Origin of the sequence: Anaerosporomusa subterranea (assembly GCF_001611555.1) — a bacterium.
GTDB classification, from domain to species: Bacteria; Bacillota; Negativicutes; order Sporomusales; family Acetonemataceae; genus Anaerosporomusa; species Anaerosporomusa subterranea.
Genome location: NZ_LSGP01000020.1, coordinates 22,538 through 44,982, shown reverse-complemented (window position 1 = coordinate 44,982; position 22,445 = coordinate 22,538). Strand labels below are relative to the sequence as shown.

Genomic DNA, 22,445 nt, shown 5'->3' with positions numbered 1-22,445 from the left:
AATCTATGAATATGGAGGGGAAAACGATGAAAAAGATGCTTGTGATTATAACGGTGCTTATGTTGGTTATGGGGACAATTGCCGGCTGCGGCGGTAAAGATTCGGCGGCTCCAAAAGCGAGTGCGCCGAAGAGCGACTATCCTAATAAGCCGATTACTATCATTATATCTTTTGCCGCAGGCGGAGGAACTGACTTGGGCGCTCGCACTTTAGTTCCCTTTCTAGAAAAAGAGCTGGGAGTACCGATAGTGATTGAAAACAAACCGGGGGCAAATGGTTGGATAGGCTATTCTGATCTGCTAAAAGCCAAACCGGATGGTTATACGCTCGGATACTTCAATACCCCAGGATTGGTTCAGGGTGAACTAAATCCTTCTGTAAAAAGACCTGGTTATGAAAGCTTTGACTACATTGCAAATCATGTTATTGACCCTGCGGTTATCGCTGTCCGGGCTGATGAAAAACGGTTTACAAATCTTAAAGAAATGGTGGAGTACGCCAAGACTCACGAGTTGACTGCAACATCGAACGGAGTAGGCTCTAGCAACCATCTTGCTGTTTTGACAATTAATGAGAAAATGGGCGTAAAAATTAAGCCGGTTCAATTTGGTGGAGCCTCAGAATCGTTGACAGCTGTTCTTGGCGGCCATGTTGATCTGTTTACCGTAAAGGTAGGAGAAATCCTGGAGCCAATGCGAGAGGGACAGTTTAAAGTTTTGGGGGTCATGACGAAGGAGCGTAATCCGCAGATCCCCACTGTACCAACATTTAAAGAGGCGTTGGGAGTGGAAGTAATAAATTACACGACGAGAGGTCTTGGAGCTCCCAAAGGGCTGGATTCTCAAGTATTGGCAAAGCTCCAGACTGTTGTTGGCAACGCCATGAAAAATCCGGATCATGTTGAGAAAATGAAGAAAATGGGTCTTGTCGTTGACGGTCGTACGGGTGAAGACTATAAAAAGCTGGTAACGGAAGAAGAACAGGCATTAAGAAGCCTTGTACACCTATTAGGCTGGAAAAAATAATTGGGTATAATGAATTCCAATATAAAGAGGGATTTGGAATGAGTGAAAAATCAATCGTTACGCTTGATCGTTTAGAAAAGTTTTGCAGCGAAGTATTAATTAAAGCTGGATTAGAGCTGTCTGACGCAGCAATTCTCACTGAATCGCTGCTATGTGCAGAACTTCGCGGTGTCAGCTCTCACGGAGTAGTGAGGCTTTCTACTTACTTAAATCGAATTGCCGCCGGTGTGATGGATATAAACTCAAAGATGACCATTGAAAAGGAGTTTCCCGCCTCAGCCTTGCTCAATGCCAATAATGGCTTTGGCCAAATCGCGGGAGCGAAGGCGATGGATATCGCTGTTAGTAAAGCCAAAACTAGCGGTGCATCTGTCGTGGCAGTGAAAAATTCCAATCATTTTGGTGTTGCGGCTTACTTTGGCCTGCGGGCAGTAAGGGAGAATATGGTGGGTTTGGTTATCACTAATTCTTCGCCCGCGATGACCCCATATAACACCAAGACGCCACTACTGGGAACAAATCCGCTGGCGATCGCTATCCCTGCGGGTGAGCAGAAGCCGATTGTACTTGATATGTCCACCTCGGTGGTAGCTCGCGGCAAAATTCGCTATGCATCTCTCGTCGGCGAGAAAATACCGCTTGGCTGGGCGGTTGACTCCGACGGTAGACCGACCGAGGATGCCAAGGCAGCGCTGAAGGGAAGCCTGGAGCCCATCGGTGGACCAAAAGGAGCAGGTCTGTCCCTGTGCATTGATCTGCTATGCGGGGTGCTGACCGGCACCGCGTTAACCGGCGAAGTGATCAATGTCACCGATACGTCTGGCCCGTCAAAAACTGGACACCTGTTTATCGCCATCAATGTCGCCAGTTTTATCAATCCCCAGTTCTTCGCGCAAAATGTTGACAAGGTCATTACTCATATTAAGTCACTGCCGTCCGCTAGCGGCGGACAAGTGTATATGCCGGGAGAAATCGAGTTCAACCTGGAAGCAAAGCGGCTAAAAGAAGGTATTCCGTTAGCAAATGATGTGCTTGCAGACCTCGGCAGACTGGCTGAACGTTATGAGGTGTCGAAGTTAATTTAATGCAAGCGAGGAAAGTCATGAATTTCGAAGCGGTAAAGTCTTTTCGAGGAGCGAGCTAACGGATTCAAGGGAGGTCATGTATCATGCAGCTGAAAATTGGTTTTATCGGCTTTGGCGAAGCTTCATTTCACATAGCCAAAGGTTTAGCCAGCGAAGGATTGGCTGATATCATAGCGTACGATAAGTTTTGGGATATTTCACCGCAGTCAGAACTCATTCAGAAGCGGGCTCAAGAGGCCGGAGCGACACTCACGCCTAGCCTGGAAAATTTGATCGCGACCACAGAGATTGTTTTTTCTTCGGTAAGCGCCAACATGGTAGTACCGCTTGCCCAAGCCAGCGCGCCACAGCTTCAGCCTGGACAAATCTATGTAGATATAAACTCCGCTGGTCCGGATACGAAAGTGAAAGCAGATGCGATTGTTTCCCCTCATGCCTTGTTTGTTGATGCAGCCGTCATGGGACCGGTTCCAACTAGCGGTCATAGAGTGCCCATACTGGCATCGGGCGCTGGCGCGGCTCTATTCGTTGAGAAGATGAAGCCTTATGGGATGAATCTTACCTTGCTGGAGGGCCCTGCTGGCAAGTCCTCGGCGTCGAAGATGTTCCGCAGCATATTTATGAAAGGCTTTGTTGCTTTATTGTTGGAGACGATAGTAGCCGGACATAAGTATGGAATCGAAGACGATGTCTTGGCATCGGTTGAAGAAACATTAACAGCAGGTCCGTTCCTGGAAGTAACAAATGGACTGCTCGCCAGAGGCGCAATTCACTCCGAACGCCGGGAGCATGAGATGGATGAGGTAATTGCGACACTTAAGGGTATTGACGTAGACAGCACGATGTCAGAGGCCACCAAGGCAAAACTCCATTGGTGTACCAATCTTAAGCTGAAGGAATACTTCAAAGGAGTTCCGCCCAAGGATTTTCATGAAATTTTCGCGGCAATGAAATAGTGGTTACCAAACAAGAGGGATGAGCAAACCCAAGGTTTGTACAAAGATTATGCCATTATAAACTACTCATGCTGATCACATGACGCAATGCATTTAATTGCACAAACACCTCCACTGTGTAAATGGTAGTAATACTATTACATAGTGGAGGTGTTTTGTTTTTAATATTCGATTTTCAATCGCTGCATTCTGCGCCACAGAGTCGAACGATTGATGCCTAATGCCTCCGCTGCAAGAGTGTAATTGCCACCAGCATCCTCGAGGGCTTTTTTTATTTCTCGTGTTAGCCGTTTTTCTTTGGCTGATTGCGCTTTTTCGGGAGTGGCTTTTGGGTTGAGCATTTCGCCAATCAGCATGCTGGTTATTACTTCGTTTTTAGCAACGACAGCCAGCCTTTCCATGAGGTTTCGTAGTTCACGAATATTACCCGGCCAAGGATACTCTTGTAAATATTGCACCGCATCACTCGATAATTTAAAGGTTTTACCAGAGTTAACGGCAAAATCCCGCAAAAATAGTTCCGCATATAAGGCGATATCCACTTTGCGTTCTCGCAGTGGCGGAATATCCAACCTGAGAACATTGAGGCGATAAAAGAGATCGAGGCGGAATGTGTTTTGCTGAACAAGCAATTCCAAATCTTTATTTGTCGCCGCAATGATACGAACGTCAACAGGTGTTACTTTATAGCTGCCCAGCCGAACCACCGCTTTTTCCTGCAGCACGCGCAGCAAGCGCCCCTGGTTGGCATAGTCCATTTCCGTGACTTCGTCTAAAAAGATTGTCCCACCATGCGCTACCTCGAACAGGCCTGGCTTGCCTTCTTTACTCGCTCCCGTAAATGCGCCGCCGACATAGCCAAACAGTTCGCTTTCAAGGATTTGCGCTGGTAAAGCCGCGCAGTTGATGGCTACGAATGGTTCTTTCGCGCGTTTGCTTGCGTTATGAATGCTTTGCGCAAATAGTTCTTTGCCGGTTCCGGATTCTCCTAATATAAGGATGCTGGAATTTGCTGCGGCATAATCGGTAGCGGTTTCAACGGCTTTCGTTATTTTCGGTCCTGTACCAATGACATCCGCAAAAGTATATTTGGCGTAATGGCCTGAGGCATAGATTTCTTTACGGATCATTGCCTCCATTTGCTGAATCTTGCTGATCTCCTGCAAGGTAATCACGGAGCCGAACGACTTATTGTTAACTAAGATAGGTACGCTATTGCACATGACCTTCGTTCCTTGCACGCTGATTAAACTGTGCGGGTTACCTTCTTTCTCAAAGTTTTCTACGTTGAATTGAGGTAAAACCATTTCGATAGATTGTCCCAAGACGGTTGCCTTATTTACATGAATAAGCTTTTGAGCGACTGGATTAATCGCAGTAATGTTATGATCTTTGTCAATCGTAATAACTCCGTCGCGGGAGTGATCCAAAATAGTGCTAAAAAAACCGTACTTAGCTGATTCGGCTTCCAGGGCGGCTTGAAGCTGCACTGCTTCTTGAGCAGCCTGCAAAAGGCTTTCGCTGCCAAATTTAATCAAAGAGCATGGAATGCCATGACGGCTAGCTGCTGTTACGGCCAAAGCGCCTCCCAAAATAACTTCTGCGCCGTCAGCGATGGCCTCCAAGGTTAGCTTTTCATAATCTTGGCCATAGGCTAAGGCGTAATGACGTATTTCTACGCCGAGTTCTTTGGCTAGAAATTCAATTCCCAGAACCAGTGCTGAATGGGCGACAACAGCAATCCGTTTACCTTTGGCTTTCGCTTCATTGATGGCGCGGATGATATCAAAACCGGTGATCGGGATGGTAACAACAGTAACACCCAATTGAGCCTGTTTAAGAGCCGCCGCGGTGACGGCTCTGGCGGCAACGATCTCAATTCCCTGGTTGATGCGATTTTGAACAAGTTGAACAGCGTCTCTAGGATTGGCTAAAGCGATTTCGATATCAGGATAGTTAGGTGCCAAAACTTCCTTTACATGCGGAATCATCGTTTCGTAGGGAATAAAAAAAAGAATTTTAGACAAATGACGTCACCCCCCGCACTGTAATGCAACAATTTGCAACTTACATATTCTTCTCATTATAGCAAAATCAGCGCTTCGTCTCAAGTTGCAACATGCGATCGTTGGCGATAATCACTGTGCCGCTATGATTTTATGATCAAGCTATGAACGAATTATTGATAATGTTTCCTACATAGTTGATGATAATAGACATAGCCAGTTTGTGCCTTATCCCGTCAAATGCACAAAACTGCAATGAAATGCAACAAACGACTGGTTAAAGTTAGAGACAAGCAATATTTTGGCACACAAACAGCTAATTCTCTCTTTTAAAAAAGCACCCCAAAAGCCTATAACACAAGGAATTTACAAAATAATTTAATGATTTACGTCAATTAGACGGAATTGGCATGACTTATGCAATACTGTTAAGCATAACAGAAAGGATGATGTTAGCATGGACATGAAAAAGGTGTGGCCGAGTAAAGTTACCATTTGTGAGGTTGGTCTGCGTGACGGCCTGCAAAATGAGAAAAAAATACTTAGCGTGGAAGAAAAACTGCAATTGCTGGATATGGCCGTGGACTCTGGTGTAAGAATCATTGAAATTGGCTCTTTCGTTCATCCAAAAGCAGTTCCGCAAATGGCTGACACAGATCAAGTCGTTCAGAAAATGCAAAAGGTTGATGGGGTTGAATACCGGGCATTAGTTGCCAACCTCAAAGGAGTGGAACGCGCTCATGCAGCTGGTTTGAGTAAGGTTAAGCTAACCGTGTCGGCAAGTGAGGCTCACTGCATCAATAATTTTAACAAGACGCCTGTCGAAATGATTGAAGGGTTCGCCAGTTGCATGGAGTTTATCTCTAAGAACAATATGGAAGTATCGGGCGCAATCTCGACTTCGTTTGGATGTCCATTCCAAGGTAAGGTACCAGTTGAACAGGTGGAAAACGCTGTCCGCGGTTTCTTAAAGCTCGGCATTACGGAATTATCTCTGTCAGATACCACAGGTATGGCTAACCCGCGTCAGGTTTATGAATTGGGCAGTTATATGGTAAAGGCTTTTCCCCAGGTTCAGTGGGTATTGCACTTTCATAATACGCGCGACATGGCGTTGGCGAACATTGCTGCCGGCATCGAGGCGGGAGTTAGGACTTTTGACGGCGCCTTCGCCGGATTAGGCGGCTGTCCCTTCGCTCCTGGTGCGTCTGGTAATGTTGCTACCGAAGACGTGGTTCATATGTTGCATGAAATGGGAATCGACACCGGCATTAATTTACTGAAAGCGATGGACACAGCCAGAATGGCCGCTAAGTTAGTAGGGCATGAAGCAGCAAGCGCTGTGCTTAAAGCCGGCCGCTGTGAGGATATTACCAAAGAGAAGGTTCAACATCAAAGCAATAAATAAAGATTATCGTAATAATTATAGGAGGATTTGTTATGGCAGGGTTATTAGAAGGAGTTCGGGTATTGGATGTTTCTACAGTCATTGCGGCACCGTTCGCTGCAGGGTTAATGGCGGATTTTGGCGCAGACGTAATCAAAGTTGAGCAACCCAATGGAGGGGATCCATTCCGCAAGCTTGGGCCTTATTATGGTAACGAAGGATTGCGATGGCCTGCAATGGGTCGCAACAAGCGGTGTGTTACATTAGATTTGCGCAAAGAGGAAGGCAAAAGTCTGTTTCTGCAGCTCGTGTCTCAATGCGATGTGTTAATTGAAAATTTCCGTACCGGTACGCTTGATAAATGGGGGCTGGATGCAGAGACGATTCGCCAGGCGAATCCAAATATTGTAATCACCAGGGTTACCGGTTACGGCCAAACAGGACCGAATGCTCATGTAGCAGGTTTTGGTACTCCCGCCACTGCTTTTTCGGGCATGACATTCATTACCGGTTACAAAGATCGACCGCCTGTTAGTCCGTCATTCTCTTTGGTGGATTACATTACCGGACTTTATGCTGTGATGTCTACCATGATGGCGCTTTATCACCGCGATGCGCTGCATGGTAAAGGACAGGAGATTGATGTCAGTCTCTATGAAGGTATTTTCCGCATGATGGAAATCCTAGTTGCTGAATATCACAAAAACGGACGCATCCGTCAACGCACACCAAAACTTAGTGGTACCTCAAGCCCTGGCGGCACCTATCAGACCAAAGATGAAAAGTGGGTTGTCTTGGTTTGCAGCACAGATCGGACTTATGAATATCTGACCCGGGCCATGCAGCGTCCCGAGCTGTTAACAAATCCGCTCTTCTCAACGATGAAAGCACGGGTGGAGAATGATCCGGCGATAGATGCCATTGTTAGCGAATGGATTGCTTCTTTATGTTATAAGGATTTGAAGGAAATCGTTGACCGCGAGGGTGTTCCCGTTAGCCTGGTATACGATGCAGAAGATATCTTTAATGATCCTCATTATGCAGCTAGAGGAAATATTGTTGAAATGCCTCATCCAACATTAGGTACCATTAAAATGCCTGGCATTACCCCTGTATTCAGTGAAACACCTGGTGAGATTAAGTGGGTTGGTCCGCGACTGGGAGAACACAATCAACAAGTTTACAGTGAATTGCTTGGACTGGATGATGCGCAACTGCAAGAGCTAAAGAGTAAAGAAATCATCTAAACGATGAAAAGATATATAATATCTTCTTAAGCGATCCTGCATGTAACTATTAGGAAATACAGGAGGAACGAGTAATGACCCTATTGGCTACGGTTGGTTTTATCATGGTGGCAGTCTTTATGATTCTAATTATGACAAAGCGGTTACACCCTGTTACTGCGCTAATCCTGGTACCTTTTGTAGTGGCTCTTGGATTTGGGTGGGGTCCACAGTCAGGCAAGTGGATAGTAGCTGGCATTAAACAAGTCGTGCCTACTAGTGTTATGTTGTGCTTTGCTATTCTATACTTTGGAATTTTAATTGATGTTGGTTTTTTTGATCCTCTAGTTAATAGAATCGTAAAATTTGTCAAAGGGGACCCTGCCAAACTTTGTGTTGGTACAGCGATTCTGGCTGCGATTGTTGCACTGGATGGCGATGGAGCTACTACCTATATGGTAACATGTACAGCTTTGTATCCATTGCATAAACGGATGCAGATTAAACCGATGATTCTGCCTGCGTTATGCTTAATGCAAGTTAGTATAATGAATATCCTGCCGTGGGGCGGCCCTTCTGGCCGTGTGCTAATCATAACAGAAACCAGTGTTTCACAACTTTTCGGTGCACTTGGTCCAAGCATGGTCGTCGGCCTCGTTTGGGTGTGTTTGGTGGCTTACTATTGGGGCTTACAGGAAAGAAAGCGCTTAGGCATTATGAATGTTGAAGGAGTAGATTTTTCGGCGCATGCCGGTGAGGACCGCAAAGACAGGCCAGTGCAGTCACAGTATGTACAGTGGCTTAACTTAGGTCTAACATTAGGGCTGATCGTTATGCTCCTGAAAGAAGTCATTCCATTGTCTGCAATGTTTATGATTGCCGCTGCTCTGGCATTGATCATAAACTATCCGAAGGTTAAAGATCAATCAAGAATAATGTCTGAAATTGCTCCCGACTGTTTGAATATCGTTATATTGACATTTGCCGCAGGTGCTTTTGTTGGTATCATGCAGGGTAGCAAAATGATTGATTCTATGGCTAAGGCGATGGTGCTTGCTATTCCAGAATCGTTGGGATCTCACTTAGGCTTTATCTCTAGTTTCTTGAGTATTCCGGGAACCTATTTTCTTACTAATGATGCTTACTATTATGGCGTCCTGCCGATTTTCTTACAAGCAGCTAAAGTATATTCCATTACTCCGGTTGCCATGGGGATTGCCGCTCTTATTGGACAAGGTGTACATCTATTAAGTCCCCTAGTTGCATCCACCTATTTGCTGGTGGGATTGACTAAAGTTGATTATGGCGATTTTCAAAAATTCACGTTAATTCCTTGTCTTTCAATATCAATAGTTATGTTAATTGTTGCGATGATCTTTGGTCACATTACGTTCTAGAGTACTATAACCGTTGCAAAGGCTATGGTATCTGCGCCGAATTCTGACCGAAAGAAGTACTGGCTGTCAACCAACTGGAAAAAGCTCGCGCCACGAGGACGCGAGCTTTTTTATCGGATTTTTCACTTCACTAACTTATTTTCCTGATTACGTCAATAATCGTTCCATCCCTGTATTCGACTAAGCCGACAACATCACCGCCAGCCGGAGCCGGATCTGGCGTTCCTGTAAGCTCATAGGCCAATCGCTGCAAGTCTTCGATAAGCATGAGCGGCAAACCAGAATCCTTCAAGTTACGGATTAAATCTTTGCGGAGGGGATTGATCGCTACTCCCCGGTCGGTCACAACAACATCGACAGTGTCACCAGGTGTGACTATCGTGTGAACGGATTCTCGGATAACCGGGAAGTTCTTGCGCAAAAGCGGCAGAGCAACGATGCAAAGGTTCGAACCAGCTGCCGTATCGGGATGTCCGCCAGGAGCCCCCATCAACTTACCGTTTGAACCGGTTAGCACATTTACGTTGAAGTTGATATCGACTTCAGTTGCACTAAGAATCACAGCATCTACATTGTTTACGATGGGGCTGCCTGTTCCTGGGCTCGCGTAATAGGATGCTGACATTTCCAAATGTCGAGCATTTTTTCGCAGAGATTGAATGGACGCACTATCAAAGCTTTGTGCATCAAATAAGAGGTTGACCAGCCCCTGTTCCATCATTTCGACAAAAACACCAGTAATGCCGCCAACGCCAAACGCTGCAGTGATGCCCTTAGCCCGCATTTTTTCCTGAATAAATTTGGCCGCTGATAAGGAAGCGCCACCGCTACCCAGTTGGAGTGAAAAATTGTTCCGGAAATAGCCGGAATACTCAATAACTGTCGCCGCATATTCAGAGATTAACAACTCTTTCGGGTCTGTGCTGATCCGCAAAGAGCCGGTACTAATGCCTTTTGGATCGCCAATCGAATCCAACTTAACAATAAAGTCAACCTGTGTTTGCGGAATGCTAATACGCTGAAGCGGATGGGGAACCAGATTATCGGTAATGGCCACCACTTTGTCAGCGCAAGCAGCGTCTACGATGGCGTAGCCAAGTGATCCGCACGCCGCGGGGCCATCAACACCGTTGATATTTCCGTATGTGTCACAGGTCGGTGCGCCGATAAACGCAACATCGATGGGGAGTTCACCCGACTCGATCGCTCTGGCCCGGCCACCGTGGGTTCGAATCATGACTGGTTGTGGTAGTTTCCCGGCCGAGACAAATTTGCCGATTTCACCCCGTATGCCGCTGGTATCAATAGCGACAATGACCCCAGACTCAATGTGTGGCATAATGGCATCTTGGACAGCGCTTAGTGAGCTGGCGGATAGTTTCAACCCGCGTATTCCCTTGCGAGCAATCGCATCAATGACCAGTTTCATGACATAGTCGCCATTCCGCAGGTGGTGATGGAAAGAGATTGTCATCCCATCCCGTAACCCGACCGCGTCGATGGCTTCGTCGATGGATTTGAGAAGTTTCTCCGAGGCTGAGACATCGACACCCTTACCACCGCTGGATTGGCGAGAGGGAATACACGTCCACGGCCCCTGGTAGGGAGAAACTTTGCAGCCAGCGACAAATTCAGGAATGTCACGACCAACAGCATTTTTCATTAGATGGTACCTTCCTTTGCTTATTCCGTCTTTCGTACCGGAGCGATAGTGAGCGCGACTGCTTCTCTCGCCGCTTTCTTTTTCAATTCAAATTTTTCGATCATTGCATGTCGTGCAAAGACTTGTTTAGCTCTGTCGTAGTGGACATAATCAATCATTTTTCCCTCAAATGTGGTAGATGCTCTGCCTATTGCCAGAGCGGCCTCAAAGGCAGCCATCACTTGTTTGGAGCGCTCGATCTCCGCTGGACTGGGCGAAAATGCTTTGTTCAAGATCTCTACATTACCGGGATGAATGCAACTGGCGCCAGTATAGCCATGTTTATAGGCAAGTACAGCGCTTTTTTCAAAAGCGTTAGTGTCGCCATAGTTGGCCAGACTGCCGATTAAGCCGAGCGGCGCTTTTCCATGTGCACGGGCAGTAAGCACAAGCTGCATACGAGGGACTAATAAGGCGTGATACGTATCCTCTGTTTCTACCATGCCAGTTTCCCGCAAGAAATCTTCATTGCCAATGGTAACTGTGTCAATTCGCTCACTGGCCTGGGCAATTTCATTCAAGTTAACATAGCCTTTACAGGATTCGATCAGTACGGATATCTTGATCTGACCGGCAGGGATGCCTCTCTTTTGTTCTAACTCAGCGATCTGCTGTTCAATGGCTTGAACTTCAGCGGCACTTTCTACTTTCGGAACAATAATGCCTTCTACTCCCGGCCAGATAGCAGCCTCAATATCACTGTTGAGTAACTCTCCCGTGTTGTTGACCCTGACAAATACATCGCTGCCGCCTTTGCCGACAACCGGAATCAACTCTTTAATCAGTGCTCGCGTAGCCAGCTTTTCCGCTTGTGGAATGCTGTCTTCCAGATCGAGGACAACGGCATCGGCGTTCCGCAAATAGGCCTTTTCAACAAACTTTGGCGCATTGGCCGGCATGATTAATCTTGATCTACGAACAGTGTCTTTCGTGTAATTGACTGTCATTACTTAAACCCTCCTGGTTCTATTAAGGAGCTACTAATCGCCCATTTCCCATCCGTTTATATAGCCTTGGACAAATCCAATCAGTCCAGTTACTGTTGCAATTATGAAGGCAGGCTTACCTAGAGCTTTTGATATATTTATCGCGAGCGCCCCATTAGCGACAATTATGCCATAAAATTGGACAGCAACAATAATTGTACCTAGTGCCATAAAGCCGAAAACGCCGCAAACAAACAATACACTTAGTATCTTTTTCAGCAATTCCATGTCTTTTCCCCCTACATTACCATAGTTGGCAGTATTCCCAATGCAATAAGAACGCCTATAATCAGGATGGGTATAACGTAATATGCGATCAATGGTAAGAATGTTTTAACAGGGTCTACATTGGCAATGCCGCATGCAATAAAAATGGGTGCCGCTCCGGGAGGCGTAGCTCCTTCAGTGGAAGAAAAAATCAGGATAACGGCTGCGGCTGTAGCCGGGTCTACTCCGGCATAGGTGAGTGCAGAGAAGGAAACTGAGCCAATTGCTACAACTGTTGCAGTTGATGTCAGCGGACCGCCAATTAACGTTACCAGAATGCCAACCAGAATGATCATCATGATTGGTGAAAGATTGAGCGCCTGCAAAATTGACATCATGTCTTTTGCGAGGCCTAGATCAGTCATCACATCGCCAGCAGCAAACGCAAAAAACAAAGTTGCACCGACGACGACGTAACGCTTCGCAGAAGATTGAACCAGGTTATATAACCCAGCGGCTGTTTTCGGCAAATACTTCCGACCTTCGAAGAAAGCGATCCAGCTAATTAACACGGGAATCCAAACTATGATCGAAATACTTTTCAAGCCTTTTGGGCCAAAGCTCTTTATCGCCTCTAAGTAATCCGCAACCGGCCCAATTGTCAGGCCGACAGGGAGCAGGATTCCTACGAATATCAGCAATGATGTCCAACCATCACGCAAAGTTTGCGCAAGCGGTTTTAGCATTTCCGGCGGCAGTGGTTGAATATTGTACTTATAAACGAACCAACGTACTAAAATCAGACGATACAGCAGAGTCCACAATCCGCCTGTCAGAAGAGCGATATATAGGGAGCCGGTGGTGACTTTCGCGGCGACGACCCCCAGACCCAGCAGCAGAAACATTGATGAGCATGGCGGCAATGCAATGCCTAGGCCGGCGTTGCCGGCGACCATTGTAGCGCTTAACTTCGAGGACCAGTTGGATTTAACCATCCAAGGGATTGTTACCGCACCGACTGACGCGGCATTGCCGGAGCCAGACCCGGAAATCAGCCCCATTAGGGCGCTCGCCAACGTCGAGATATAACCGGCACCGCCAGCAACCCTGCCTAAAGTTGAATTAAGAATATCTACCATTCGGTTTACCAGTCCGGTCTTTGTCATAACAAAAGCCATGAATACAAAGGCGAGCGCCGCATATACGGTTTCCTGTGTGGCCGCAAAAATTATACTTTTAGTTGCTAAATCAAAAAACTTACTTCCGCCAAACAGCAGGACGGCTACCCAACCCGCTATCATAGCCTCGCCGATATTTCGCTTTAGACCTGCGTTCCAAACAATAATCGTAATGATGTACGCTAGTAATGACCAAATACTTAGTCCCATTCTGTTGCCTCCATTTCATCTATTTCGGTTTGACTAAGGAGATATGTGAAACATGTTTCGTGCCAATAATACAGTTAATTCAGAAAAATAAAAAATATATAAAATTGATATCAACCATCAGAAATAAGTATTTCATCGATTTGCCGTAACATTAAGAAATCCTATAACCCTTGCAGGCTATAGGATTTCTTGAAAAAATAGCATATTCGCCGTCTACAATAAATGATTAAAATCTACGGTTTTAGCAAAGTTCACAAACAAGTTTACCATCTTCAATTCCAGTATTTCCGTTTGATAAAGCATTATTGTTTTTCTTAATATAGGGTTACCTGCTTTATCGGTTATCGGAATCTGATGTAAAGGCTCAACATCATAAAAAATCGTGCTGGGCAATATTCCATAACCTAAGCCGTTTACGACCATGGCTTTACAGATATCCAGTTGACCAACCGTCATGCTAATTCTCGGTGGTCGTGAAAAATTCTCACTCCACCAGGTATTGAGGAATGTCTTATATGAAGTATCGGTATGATAATCAATTCGCGCTAGCTGGGGAAGATCTTTAAGACTAATTTCTTTTTTCGAGGCAATGCATAGTGGCTCCTCATGTAAAATATGCTTTTCACCGTTCCAACTATTGTCTGTTCGGACAAACCCCACCTGTACGTCTTGGTTATATAATAGACTGCAGATATCACGACTCCAGGCATTAATGACATCAAACTCAACATTTGGATATCGTTCTTTAAAAAGTCCGAGCAGCCGGGGCAGCTTAAACTTAGCTAGATAATTAGGAGCAGCCAATCGTAGTGTTCCTCTTATCTCGGCGCTCATATTAACAACTTGTTCTTTTATATGACGAATATTTGTTAGCATATCTTGAGCGCGTTGCGCCAGGTAATCACCCTCGGGTGTGAAATGAATACCTCTGCTGCCACGATAGATCATTTTAACGCCGAATTCATCTTCTATGTGGCGTATGCGAGCAGTAAGTGAGGGCTGAGAGATGAATAATGCTTGCGCTGTTTTCGTGACATTTTTATTCTCCTGCAACACTTTGATGATTAACCAATCTCGGTCTTCCATTAAAACCTCCCAATGCAGCAGTTAGTCACACACTGCTTGTCAAACAGAATATTCGATGAATGTATGTCTATTCCTGCAGGTATCGTGTCAAGGGAAGTTATAGCCGTAATAATCGGTGCTCCGCCTCCTGCTGCCAGTCTGCAGGATTTTTTGTCTCTTGATGGAACTAAGTCCATGTGTAAGTAAAATAGCAGAGGAACTGACGGCAAAGGAGGTTAGCTTGTGAGCATCAATTGGTCTTTGGTCCTTGATATTAGCAGAAATGTGGCGCTCATCGGCATTTGTGCTTATCTGACAACCCGGCTGCCCGCAATTCGTAGGGCGTTGGCACAGTTAGAGTTTCGTTTACGAGATAAGCTAGTCTTGGCGCTGGTCTTTGGCCTCTTTTCTGCTGTTGGCAACTGGATGGGCATTCCGGTCATGGGCTCGATGGCAAACACGCGAATTGTCGGTCCGATTGCCGGCGGCTTAATTGGCGGCCCGCTCGTCGGCATTGGTGCAGGAATTATCGGTGCGATCCCTCGCTATTTTATGGGCGGATATACCATGTGGGCTTCGGTTCTTGCTAATATCATCGCCGGTGTGGTCAGTGGAATGGCATACCGATTCTTGGGCTTTCGGAGGCTTGAGGTGAAGTCGGCTTTATGCACCGGCTTTGTATGCGAACTGATCCTAAAAGGCATGGTTCTGGCTCTTTCAAAACCGTTTGAACAAGCTTGGGAGCTAGAAAAAATTATCGGCGTGCCAACAGTTATCGCTAATTCTTTAGCCGTTGGCTTATTTGTCTATATCATACATGATGTGTTTCAGGAGCAGAAGAAGGTTCAAGCTCAGTCAGCGCAGCAGGCGATGCGGATGATTCAACAGACGACAGAATTTCTACGTGAGGGCTTCAATGAAAAAACGGCTTTAGCGGTTGTCCACATTCTGCTGGAAGAGACCAAAGCCGCCGCAATCGCGATCACCGATACCGAAAAGGTGATTGCTTTTGTTGGGGTAGGCGCCGATCATCATGTCGTCGGCTCTCCTATCGTCACCCGGGTTACACAACAGGCTCTGCAAACGCAGCAAACCGTTATTGTTAATAAACCGGGAGATATAGCCTGTCCGCACCCGGGTTGTCAGATTACCGCAATGATCGATGCGCCGATAGTAGTCGATGGACAACTTTCGGGTTCATTGAAGCTTTGTAAAATAAACTACGAGACGATCACCCCGTATGAAGCGGAAGTTGAGTATCGGATGCTAAAAGCTCAGGTCAATCCTCACTTTCTATTTAACACACTTGGGGCAGTCCGCTCCCTTATCCGGATTAGTCCAGAACTTGCCCGAGCCTGCGTTAAGGACTTATCCGATTTACTGCGGCGCGCGCTCGAACATGGCGAAGCGATGGTTTCTCTACGCGAGGAGATGGAGTTGGTTCACGCTTATGTGCGATTGGAAAAGGCTCGTTTTGGCGAACGAATCCGCCTGGAAGAATTCTTTGCTGATACGGCGTTAAATTGTAAAGTGCCGGTTTTCACACTGCAACCCCTGGTCGAAAACGCCATAAGACACGGCTTATCTCCCAAGATAGAGGGCGGTCTTCTTACTATTCGCATTTTGCGCGAGGATCATCATTTGTTCATCGAAATCGAAGATGATGGAGTGGGCATTTCTGCCGACAGATTGACTGATATCGCCCGCTTTGATGGTTCTTCCACTAAACATACATCTGGCGCTGGCATTGGGCTGAACAATGTGCATATGCGTTTGCGTTTGGCGTTCGGTTCGAACTACGGGTTAAACATTACCAGTCAAGAAGGCCAGGGCACGCGCATTCGCGCCCTGATTCCAGATGGGCAGGCGAAGGAGGAATCGGCTTGAGCAAGCTGAGAGCGCTTATTGTTGATGACGAACTCTTAATTTGCGATGAACTGCGCTGCGTCTTAGAAACTATCCAGGATATTGAAGTGCAGGGGATTGCGTATAATGCCCAAGACGCCGCGAGAATAGTAGCGGCAAAGCAGGTTGATGTTGTGTTTCTTGATATTCACATGCCTGGCATGAGTGGTCTCGAATTGGCAAAAAAGCTGTCAAGCGCACCACGTCCTCCGCTTATCGTTTTCGTAACCGCATATAGCGATTTCGCCGTTGATGCCTTTGGCGTCGATGCGGTGGATTATATTTTGAAACCTTTTGACGAGAATGATATTGCTCGTGTCTTAAAGAAAGTCCGACTCTGGCGGCAGGCCAGGTCTCAGCCTCAGGCGCCTCGCGCTTACGCCGCAGTTCGCAAATTATGCGTCGTGGCTGGCGATCGCCTTGAAGTCATTGACGTTAGCCGGATTCAGCTCATTCAGGCGGACGACCGGCAGGTTTTTCTCCGCACGGTGGAAGGACAGACATTTGGGGTGCGGCGGAGGCTTCATGAATTGGAAGAAATGCTTGACCCAAAAGATTTTTATCGCTGTCACCGTAATTATATCGTGAATGTGAATCAAATCCGGCAAATTGCTAACTGGTTTAATCGCGGCTATCTGCTAATTATGAAAGATCCGCCGTCAGAAATTCCCGTCGGGCGAGTATACGCATCTAAACTAAAAGAATATTTACCGGTATAGTATTTGTCTGAACATTCGTGCTTCTAGAGAGCGGTTCATACGTAGTTTTCTGTTGTTGGGATGAAATTGCTTTAATATTCTTCCCTTTCTGCCATATGCTGTATATAGAACATATGGGAGGAGGGATATTCTTGTGACTTTCGAACAATGGGGCAAAAAGTACGGTTTTGTTCTATCAGTCGTGGTTTTCTTTCTCATCTGGGCTTTGCCCACGCCAGTCGGCATGAAGGTGGTTCAACACAAACTGCTGGCCATATTCGGCGGGGCAATAATCATGTGGATTACCATCGGAGTCAACTTCGCGGTCAGCACCTTTATAACCACTGTATTATTGTATTTTTGGGTAGGTAACGCGACCAGCGCGGTGGCGAAAGACGGAAGTCTTATTCACAACGCTGCCTTTGCACTCAGCGGCTTTGGCTCATCTTCTTTGTGGCTTTTGATTACTGGCTTTGTTATTTCAATAGCCATGACCCGAACTGGAGTTGCCAAAAGAATTGCCTTATTGATCATGAAGAGTCTCGGCCGCACACCAGCTGGCGCAATCGCCGCATCAATGATGGCCAACTTTGCGATTGCTCCGTTGACTCCTTCGAATACGGCGCGGACGGCGGCCATGTTACCTATTGTTGAAGGGATAGCGGCAGCATATGAGGCTAAACCGGGTAAATCCAACTTCGGTAAAGCGCTAGCGTTATCAGCAACCTTTACTTCGAATATCACCGGTTCCGCTTTCATGACAGGCACCATCCCCAATCCGGTCGCTATCGGCCTCATCGCAGCGGCGGCAGGCGGGACTGCCTTTACCACCTGGAGCTATTGGGCTTTAGCAGCTGTTCCCACCAATATTGTCATTCTGGCTGCCACCCTTTGGCTATGCCTCAAACTTTATCCACCTGAAGTGAAAAGCCTTCCCGGCGGTCTTACCTATGTTGATCAGCAATTGGCGGAAATGGGCCCAATTACTCTTCCAGAGAAAAAAGCCATTGCCTATTTTGCTTTGGCGCTGATCCTTTGGTCCACAGACGCCATTCACAAATTTGATTCAAGCATGGTCGCCTTTTTTGTCGCACTGCTCATCTTTATGCCAAAAATCGGCGTGCTCGAATGGCGGGATACAGAAAAATCATTGCCGTGGGAATTGTTTGTGTATTTTGGTGGTGTGCTAACCCTCAGTGGCGTATTAATGCAAACGAAATCATTTGAATGGCTAATTAAAACTGGTATGGCCGCGCTCGGACTGGAGTCTATGGGGATGATGCCGTTACTGATCATCTTGCTTGGATTCTCTATCTTTAGCCATGCAATCTGGTCGACTACAACCGCAATGACCGGCGTCATGATGCCTATTTACATCGGTCTGGCGCAGGCTCTCGGTTTTCCTATCATCAGCTTCTGTATGCCTCTTGCGCTCATGATGGCTTATGCGCTATTCCTGCCGTTCAACACGATGGGTAACATCATTATGTTCGGGACCGGTTACTACACTGTTACCGAGCAGGTTAAAGCCTCAATCCTGCTTGGCCTAATTATCTGGGGGCTATGGATTGTCACTGCATTCACTTGGTGGCAATGGATCGGACTGCTGTAACAGAAGTCATATATGGATAATTTGCACCAGACTATCTAAAGGAGGTTTTTTCATGGACAAGATTGATGTCATTATCATTGGCGCAGGCGTAGTTGGTTTGTCGACTGCCGCTGAACTTTGCCGCAAGTTTCCGGATGCTTGTATTGGTGTCCTAGACAAAGAGCAACAATTTGGCTGGCATACCTCCAGCCGCAACAGCGAAGTTATCCATGGTGGCATGTACTATCCGACTGGCTCGTTAAAAGCAAAGCTGTGTGTGGAGGGGCGTCCTCTGCTATATGAGTTCTGCGAGCAGCATCAGATTCCGCATCAGCGAATCGGCAAGCTTATTATCGCCCGTGAAGAAAGCGAAATCGCAGCCATCGAGGGCATAGCCAAACAAGGCGCTATCAATGGCGTTGATGATCTCGTTTTAATTGACAAAGCCAAAGTCATGCAAATGGAACCCCACATCAAAGCCGTGGCAGCTATTCACTCACCATCTACTGGCATCATTGACAGCCACAAATTAATGGCAAAATTTGAAGCAATGATTCAGTCCAACGATAACGCGTTTATCGGCTATAAGCATGAGGTCATAGGCGTCGAATTCACTGGGACGGAATATATCGTCACATACCGAGGACCGGACGGAAAAACCGACCAGCTAGCTTGCGACTGGCTGATTAATTGCGCCGGACTATGGTCTGATGTGGTGTCTGGTTGGCTGGGCATTGATGTCGAAAAGGAAGGCTACAAGGTCTATTGGGTTAAAGGTGAGTACTTCTCTATTTCCGCCTCCAAATCAAAACTATTGAATCATCTGGTCTATCCGCCACCCTTAAAAGCGCTAAAAGGACTTGGTATTCATGTCACCAAGAGCATGGATGGCCGGGCGCGTCTTGGCCCCAGCGCGTTTTATGTTGATGGCATTAATTACGATGTCGACCCAGATCACGGAAATGAGTTCTACACCGCTGCCAGCCTCTACCTTCCCTTTGTTGGACGTGACGATGTGGCGCCAGATATGGCCGGCATCCGTCCGAAGATCCAAGCTCCGACCGATCCGGTTAAGGATTTCGTCATTCGCCATGAAACTGACAAAGGCTTGCCAGGCTTTATCAACCTGGTTGGCATAGAATCCCCTGGTTTGACAGCCGCCATCGCTATCGGGCGTATGGCAGCCGGATGGGTAGAAGTAAAATAAGAAGAAGCTCGCGTTACGGCGCGAGCTTCTTTTTATTTTGTTATTCCCGGCAGCCCCTTATACGGTTCAGTGTGAATCAACGCCTGAATAGTAGGATTAATTTCTTCTTTTAGTTTTTCTTCGATCTGATGCACAAGCTCGTGAGCCTCCTCTATGCTCATCAACGGATCAATTTCGATATGCATATCAATGAACAGGGCGCTTTCGCTGCCCCGGCTTCGTATTCCGTGGACATCCTTCACTTGCGAAAAGGTCATCGTGACACTTTCAATCAAAACTAAATCTACCGCAGCCCTGTCTACTAGTATATCGCTGGTAGACTTTATGATTTCGAGTGCGGCGTGGGCGATAAAGCCGGCGACAATGATTGAGGCTATCGGGTCAAGCAACGGCGGCGCTCCTAGTTTAATGCCGAGTAACGTCAGCAATACTCCCAGCGAAACATAGATATCACTTCGCGTATGCAAGGAATCTGCAATTAAGATATAACTGTTCAGACGCTGGCCCTGCCTGTATTCATATACGCTAACAATAACATTGATAACCAGGGTTGCGACCAGTGCTGCAATGGTGTCGGCGCCGAATTGCGGGGTAACAGGCTCGAGGATCTTAGCAATTGCCTCCAGTATGATGTTAGTTGTGATCACTAGCAGCATGCCACCAATGAACAGACCGGTAAGGAATTCAAATTTTTTATGTCCATAGGGGTGGTCTGAATCGACTGGCTTAGCGGCGAAAGCAATACCAATTAGTCCGACAACATTCGATACGCCGTCGGTTAAAGAATGATAGCCGTCTGCCGTCATGCTGGTGCTTTGAATGCTATTGCCGATGAATATTTTTGTTACCGCGACAAGCAAATTGGCGGCAAGAATCAGCCAGAGCACTTTCTTCACTTGTCTTACGGAGTTCTGAGGCATGTTTGCTCCCTCCTTGGCATATAAAAAAGCCATGACACAATCATAAAAGACTGTCCCATGGTTTCAACCATTGCCCTATAAGGCCCAATCGCCCGACTTGAGTCGTGACGATCTGACGAGTTATCTATTAAGCTAGATAGTTCGTTTATACCATATATCATAGCATATGCACGAGCACATGTAAACGCTATGGGGATTTCAACGATACTGCCAGTGGCAGAGCCTTCTTTCCAGCCAATCAATAGTAACAAATAGCATCAGGCCGATACAGCTTAAGACAATAATACCTGAATACATTTCTAAATAGTTCACCCGCATCCAGGCATCCATAATGAAAAATCCCATTCCATATTCTGTGCCAAAGGTTTCTGTGAAGAACAGGACCGATATGGCGGTGGCCATGGCAATGCGCAAGGCGGTGAGAAACTTTGGCAGTGAAGCCGGGATGAGAATTTCGCGCAGTATATCGGCAAAACCTGCACCGAGAGAGTACAAGGGATAATAGGTTTCTTTGGGGATGCTTTTAACACTGTCTCTTACCGCGACAATGACTTGAAAGATAATGATCAAGAAGATCATGAAGATTTTTGACAAGTCGCCTAGGCCAAATAGTAGCATGATTATTGGAAGCAGAGCAATTTTGGGGATCGGATAGCTGAGGTAGATAATCGGCGATAACGCCTTGTCCCAGCGGCTAAAGTAGCCCATGCACAGTCCAATGGGGATGCCAATAATGACTGACAAGATAACCCCGGCAGCAATGCGCCACAGGCTAAAAAGGCTGTGAACAGCGATGTGAGAATAGAAGATCTGCGACAGCGTCAGCATGACAGTGGCGGGTGAAGGGATAATGGGTAGCTTCAGCATGCTGGCGACAGCCTGCCATAGAACCAGAAACATCACAAAACCATATAAATATGCCCTGATGCCCTTTGCTGTCATAGTGTCCACTCCTCCTTCAACTTCTTCCGCAACTCAAGACACAATTGAAAGAAGTCACGGCTAGAACGGATGTCTGACACGCCAAATAAGGGATTTTCGATGACTGTGTTAAGGAATCCAGGCCTGCCGGTGAGAATCACGATTTTTCGGCCGAGATAAACGGCTTCCTCTACATGGTGGGTAACGAGAACGGTAGAAACCGGACGTTGCCGCCAGGCATTGAGGAATACAGCCTGTATTTCCTCCCGGGTGATGGCATCAAGGGCGGAAAATGGCTCATCCATCAGCAGCAAATCAGGCTTTAAAAGAAAGGAACGGGCTAAGGCAACCCGTTGTTGCTGACCGCCACTCAATTCACCCGGATAGCGGTTTTCTAGCCCTTTCAGGCCTAGTTGCTGCAGCAGGACTGATAGAGCCTCTGTATCATCTGCAGCCTGCCTGCTCTTGATTTTCACCCCAAGCAGGATATTCTGCGCAACATTTTTCCAAGGTAACAGGCCGTAATTTTGCGGAATGAAGCCAATCCTTTGTTGGTGGGGCGTAATTGGCTGGCCGTTAATTGCTACCGCACCGCTGAAATCGGTAATGATGCCTGCCAACACCCGTAGCAGGGTGGATTTGCCGCAACCGGAAGGGCCGACAATGGCACAGGTCTCCCCCCCTGCCAGCTCAAGCGAAATATGCCGCAATGCTTCATATTGTTCGGGTGCTAATCCATAGCTCACAGACAAGTTCTTGATTGTGATCATATT

At 46.7% G+C, this 22,445-nt stretch carries 19 protein-coding genes; 10 read left to right on the top strand and 9 right to left on the bottom strand.

From position 1 onward, the window contains the following. Positions 1-26 precede the first annotated feature (26 nt). The 3 genes from AXX12_RS12620 to AXX12_RS12610 all read left to right on the top strand — a co-directional run bounded on the left by AXX12_RS12620 (position 27) and on the right by AXX12_RS12610 (position 3,066). Positions 27-1,025 carry a tripartite tricarboxylate transporter substrate binding protein gene (locus AXX12_RS12620; protein WP_066243239.1) on the top strand — a complete coding sequence of 333 codons (999 nt, stop codon included), beginning with the start codon at positions 27-29 and terminating at the stop codon, positions 1,023-1,025. Between the two features lie 38 nt (positions 1,026-1,063). After that, entirely contained in the window at positions 1,064-2,110 is a 1,047-nt protein-coding gene (locus AXX12_RS12615) for an Ldh family oxidoreductase (RefSeq protein ID WP_066243235.1), read from the top strand. An 83-nt stretch (positions 2,111-2,193) separates the two neighbouring features. Continuing rightward, positions 2,194-3,066 carry an NAD(P)-dependent oxidoreductase gene (locus AXX12_RS12610; RefSeq protein WP_082816851.1) on the top strand — a complete coding sequence of 291 codons (873 nt, stop codon included), beginning with the start codon at positions 2,194-2,196 and terminating at the stop codon, positions 3,064-3,066. A 161-nt stretch (positions 3,067-3,227) separates the two neighbouring features. Here AXX12_RS12610 and AXX12_RS12605 read toward each other — a convergent pair whose 3' ends face one another. Then, a complete protein-coding gene (locus AXX12_RS12605) occupies positions 3,228-5,093 on the bottom strand; it encodes a sigma 54-interacting transcriptional regulator (RefSeq protein ID WP_066243229.1) in 1,866 nt (621 codons plus the stop codon). Between the two features lie 442 nt (positions 5,094-5,535). Between AXX12_RS12605 and AXX12_RS12600 the strand changes: the two genes are divergently transcribed. The 3 genes from AXX12_RS12600 to AXX12_RS12590 all read left to right on the top strand — a co-directional run bounded on the left by AXX12_RS12600 (position 5,536) and on the right by AXX12_RS12590 (position 9,082). Further along, entirely contained in the window at positions 5,536-6,480 is a 945-nt protein-coding gene (locus tag AXX12_RS12600; RefSeq protein WP_197470728.1) for a hydroxymethylglutaryl-CoA lyase, read from the top strand. Positions 6,481-6,512: 32 nt separating this feature from the next. Continuing rightward, a complete protein-coding gene (locus tag AXX12_RS12595) occupies positions 6,513-7,706 on the top strand; it encodes a CaiB/BaiF CoA transferase family protein (RefSeq protein ID WP_066243226.1) in 1,194 nt (397 codons plus the stop codon). A 74-nt stretch (positions 7,707-7,780) separates the two neighbouring features. Beyond that, on the top strand, positions 7,781-9,082 hold the full coding sequence (locus AXX12_RS12590) for a CitMHS family transporter (RefSeq protein WP_066243223.1): 1,302 nt from the start codon (positions 7,781-7,783) through the stop codon (positions 9,080-9,082). Positions 9,083-9,212: 130 nt separating this feature from the next. On the opposite strand, the gene citF is transcribed toward AXX12_RS12590, so the two are convergent. From citF to AXX12_RS12565, 5 genes are all read right to left on the bottom strand, one after another. Beyond that, positions 9,213-10,745, bottom strand: a complete 1,533-nt coding sequence (citF, locus tag AXX12_RS12585; protein ID WP_066243219.1) for a citrate lyase subunit alpha — start codon at positions 10,743-10,745, stop codon at positions 9,213-9,215. Positions 10,746-10,765: 20 nt separating this feature from the next. Next, on the bottom strand, positions 10,766-11,731 hold the full coding sequence (locus AXX12_RS12580; protein WP_066243215.1) for an HpcH/HpaI aldolase/citrate lyase family protein: 966 nt from the start codon (positions 11,729-11,731) through the stop codon (positions 10,766-10,768). Positions 11,732-11,764: 33 nt separating this feature from the next. Beyond that, positions 11,765-11,998, bottom strand: coding sequence for a hypothetical protein (locus AXX12_RS12575; RefSeq protein ID WP_066243212.1), 234 nt, complete (start codon positions 11,996-11,998; stop codon positions 11,765-11,767). An 11-nt stretch (positions 11,999-12,009) separates the two neighbouring features. Further along, positions 12,010-13,365: a TRAP transporter large permease subunit gene (locus AXX12_RS12570; protein ID WP_066243210.1), complete on the bottom strand. Its 1,356-nt coding sequence runs from the start codon at positions 13,363-13,365 to the stop codon at positions 12,010-12,012. 213 nt (positions 13,366-13,578) lie between these two features. After that, positions 13,579-14,451 (bottom strand): LysR family transcriptional regulator, encoded by an 873-nt coding sequence (locus tag AXX12_RS12565; protein ID WP_066243208.1) that lies wholly within the window; start codon positions 14,449-14,451, stop codon positions 13,579-13,581. Positions 14,452-14,673: 222 nt separating this feature from the next. Between AXX12_RS12565 and AXX12_RS12560 the strand changes: the two genes are divergently transcribed. From AXX12_RS12560 to AXX12_RS12545, 4 genes are all read left to right on the top strand, one after another. Next, a complete protein-coding gene (locus tag AXX12_RS12560; RefSeq protein ID WP_066243205.1) occupies positions 14,674-16,317 on the top strand; it encodes a LytS/YhcK type 5TM receptor domain-containing protein in 1,644 nt (547 codons plus the stop codon). Next, positions 16,314-17,054: a LytR/AlgR family response regulator transcription factor gene (locus AXX12_RS12555; RefSeq protein WP_082816850.1), complete on the top strand. Its 741-nt coding sequence runs from the start codon at positions 16,314-16,316 to the stop codon at positions 17,052-17,054. The genes AXX12_RS12560 and AXX12_RS12555 overlap by 4 nt, the downstream gene beginning before the upstream one ends. Positions 17,055-17,187: 133 nt before the next feature. Beyond that, positions 17,188-18,645, top strand: coding sequence for an SLC13 family permease (locus AXX12_RS12550; protein ID WP_066243200.1), 1,458 nt, complete (start codon positions 17,188-17,190; stop codon positions 18,643-18,645). 52 nt (positions 18,646-18,697) lie between these two features. Next, positions 18,698-19,831, top strand: a complete 1,134-nt coding sequence (locus AXX12_RS12545; RefSeq protein ID WP_066243198.1) for an NAD(P)/FAD-dependent oxidoreductase — start codon at positions 18,698-18,700, stop codon at positions 19,829-19,831. A 32-nt stretch (positions 19,832-19,863) separates the two neighbouring features. Here the strand turns inward: AXX12_RS12545 and AXX12_RS12540 are convergent, their stop codons facing one another. The 3 genes from AXX12_RS12540 to AXX12_RS12530 form a co-directional block, all read right to left on the bottom strand. Continuing rightward, positions 19,864-20,751 carry a cation diffusion facilitator family transporter gene (locus AXX12_RS12540; RefSeq protein WP_066243192.1) on the bottom strand — a complete coding sequence of 296 codons (888 nt, stop codon included), beginning with the start codon at positions 20,749-20,751 and terminating at the stop codon, positions 19,864-19,866. Positions 20,752-20,949: 198 nt separating this feature from the next. After that, a complete protein-coding gene (locus tag AXX12_RS12535) occupies positions 20,950-21,693 on the bottom strand; it encodes an ABC transporter permease (protein WP_066243190.1) in 744 nt (247 codons plus the stop codon). Further along, positions 21,690-22,442: an ABC transporter ATP-binding protein gene (locus AXX12_RS12530; protein WP_066243188.1), complete on the bottom strand. Its 753-nt coding sequence runs from the start codon at positions 22,440-22,442 to the stop codon at positions 21,690-21,692. Before AXX12_RS12530 ends, AXX12_RS12535 begins: the two co-directional genes overlap by 4 nt. Between the last annotated feature and the right edge of the window lie 3 nt (positions 22,443-22,445).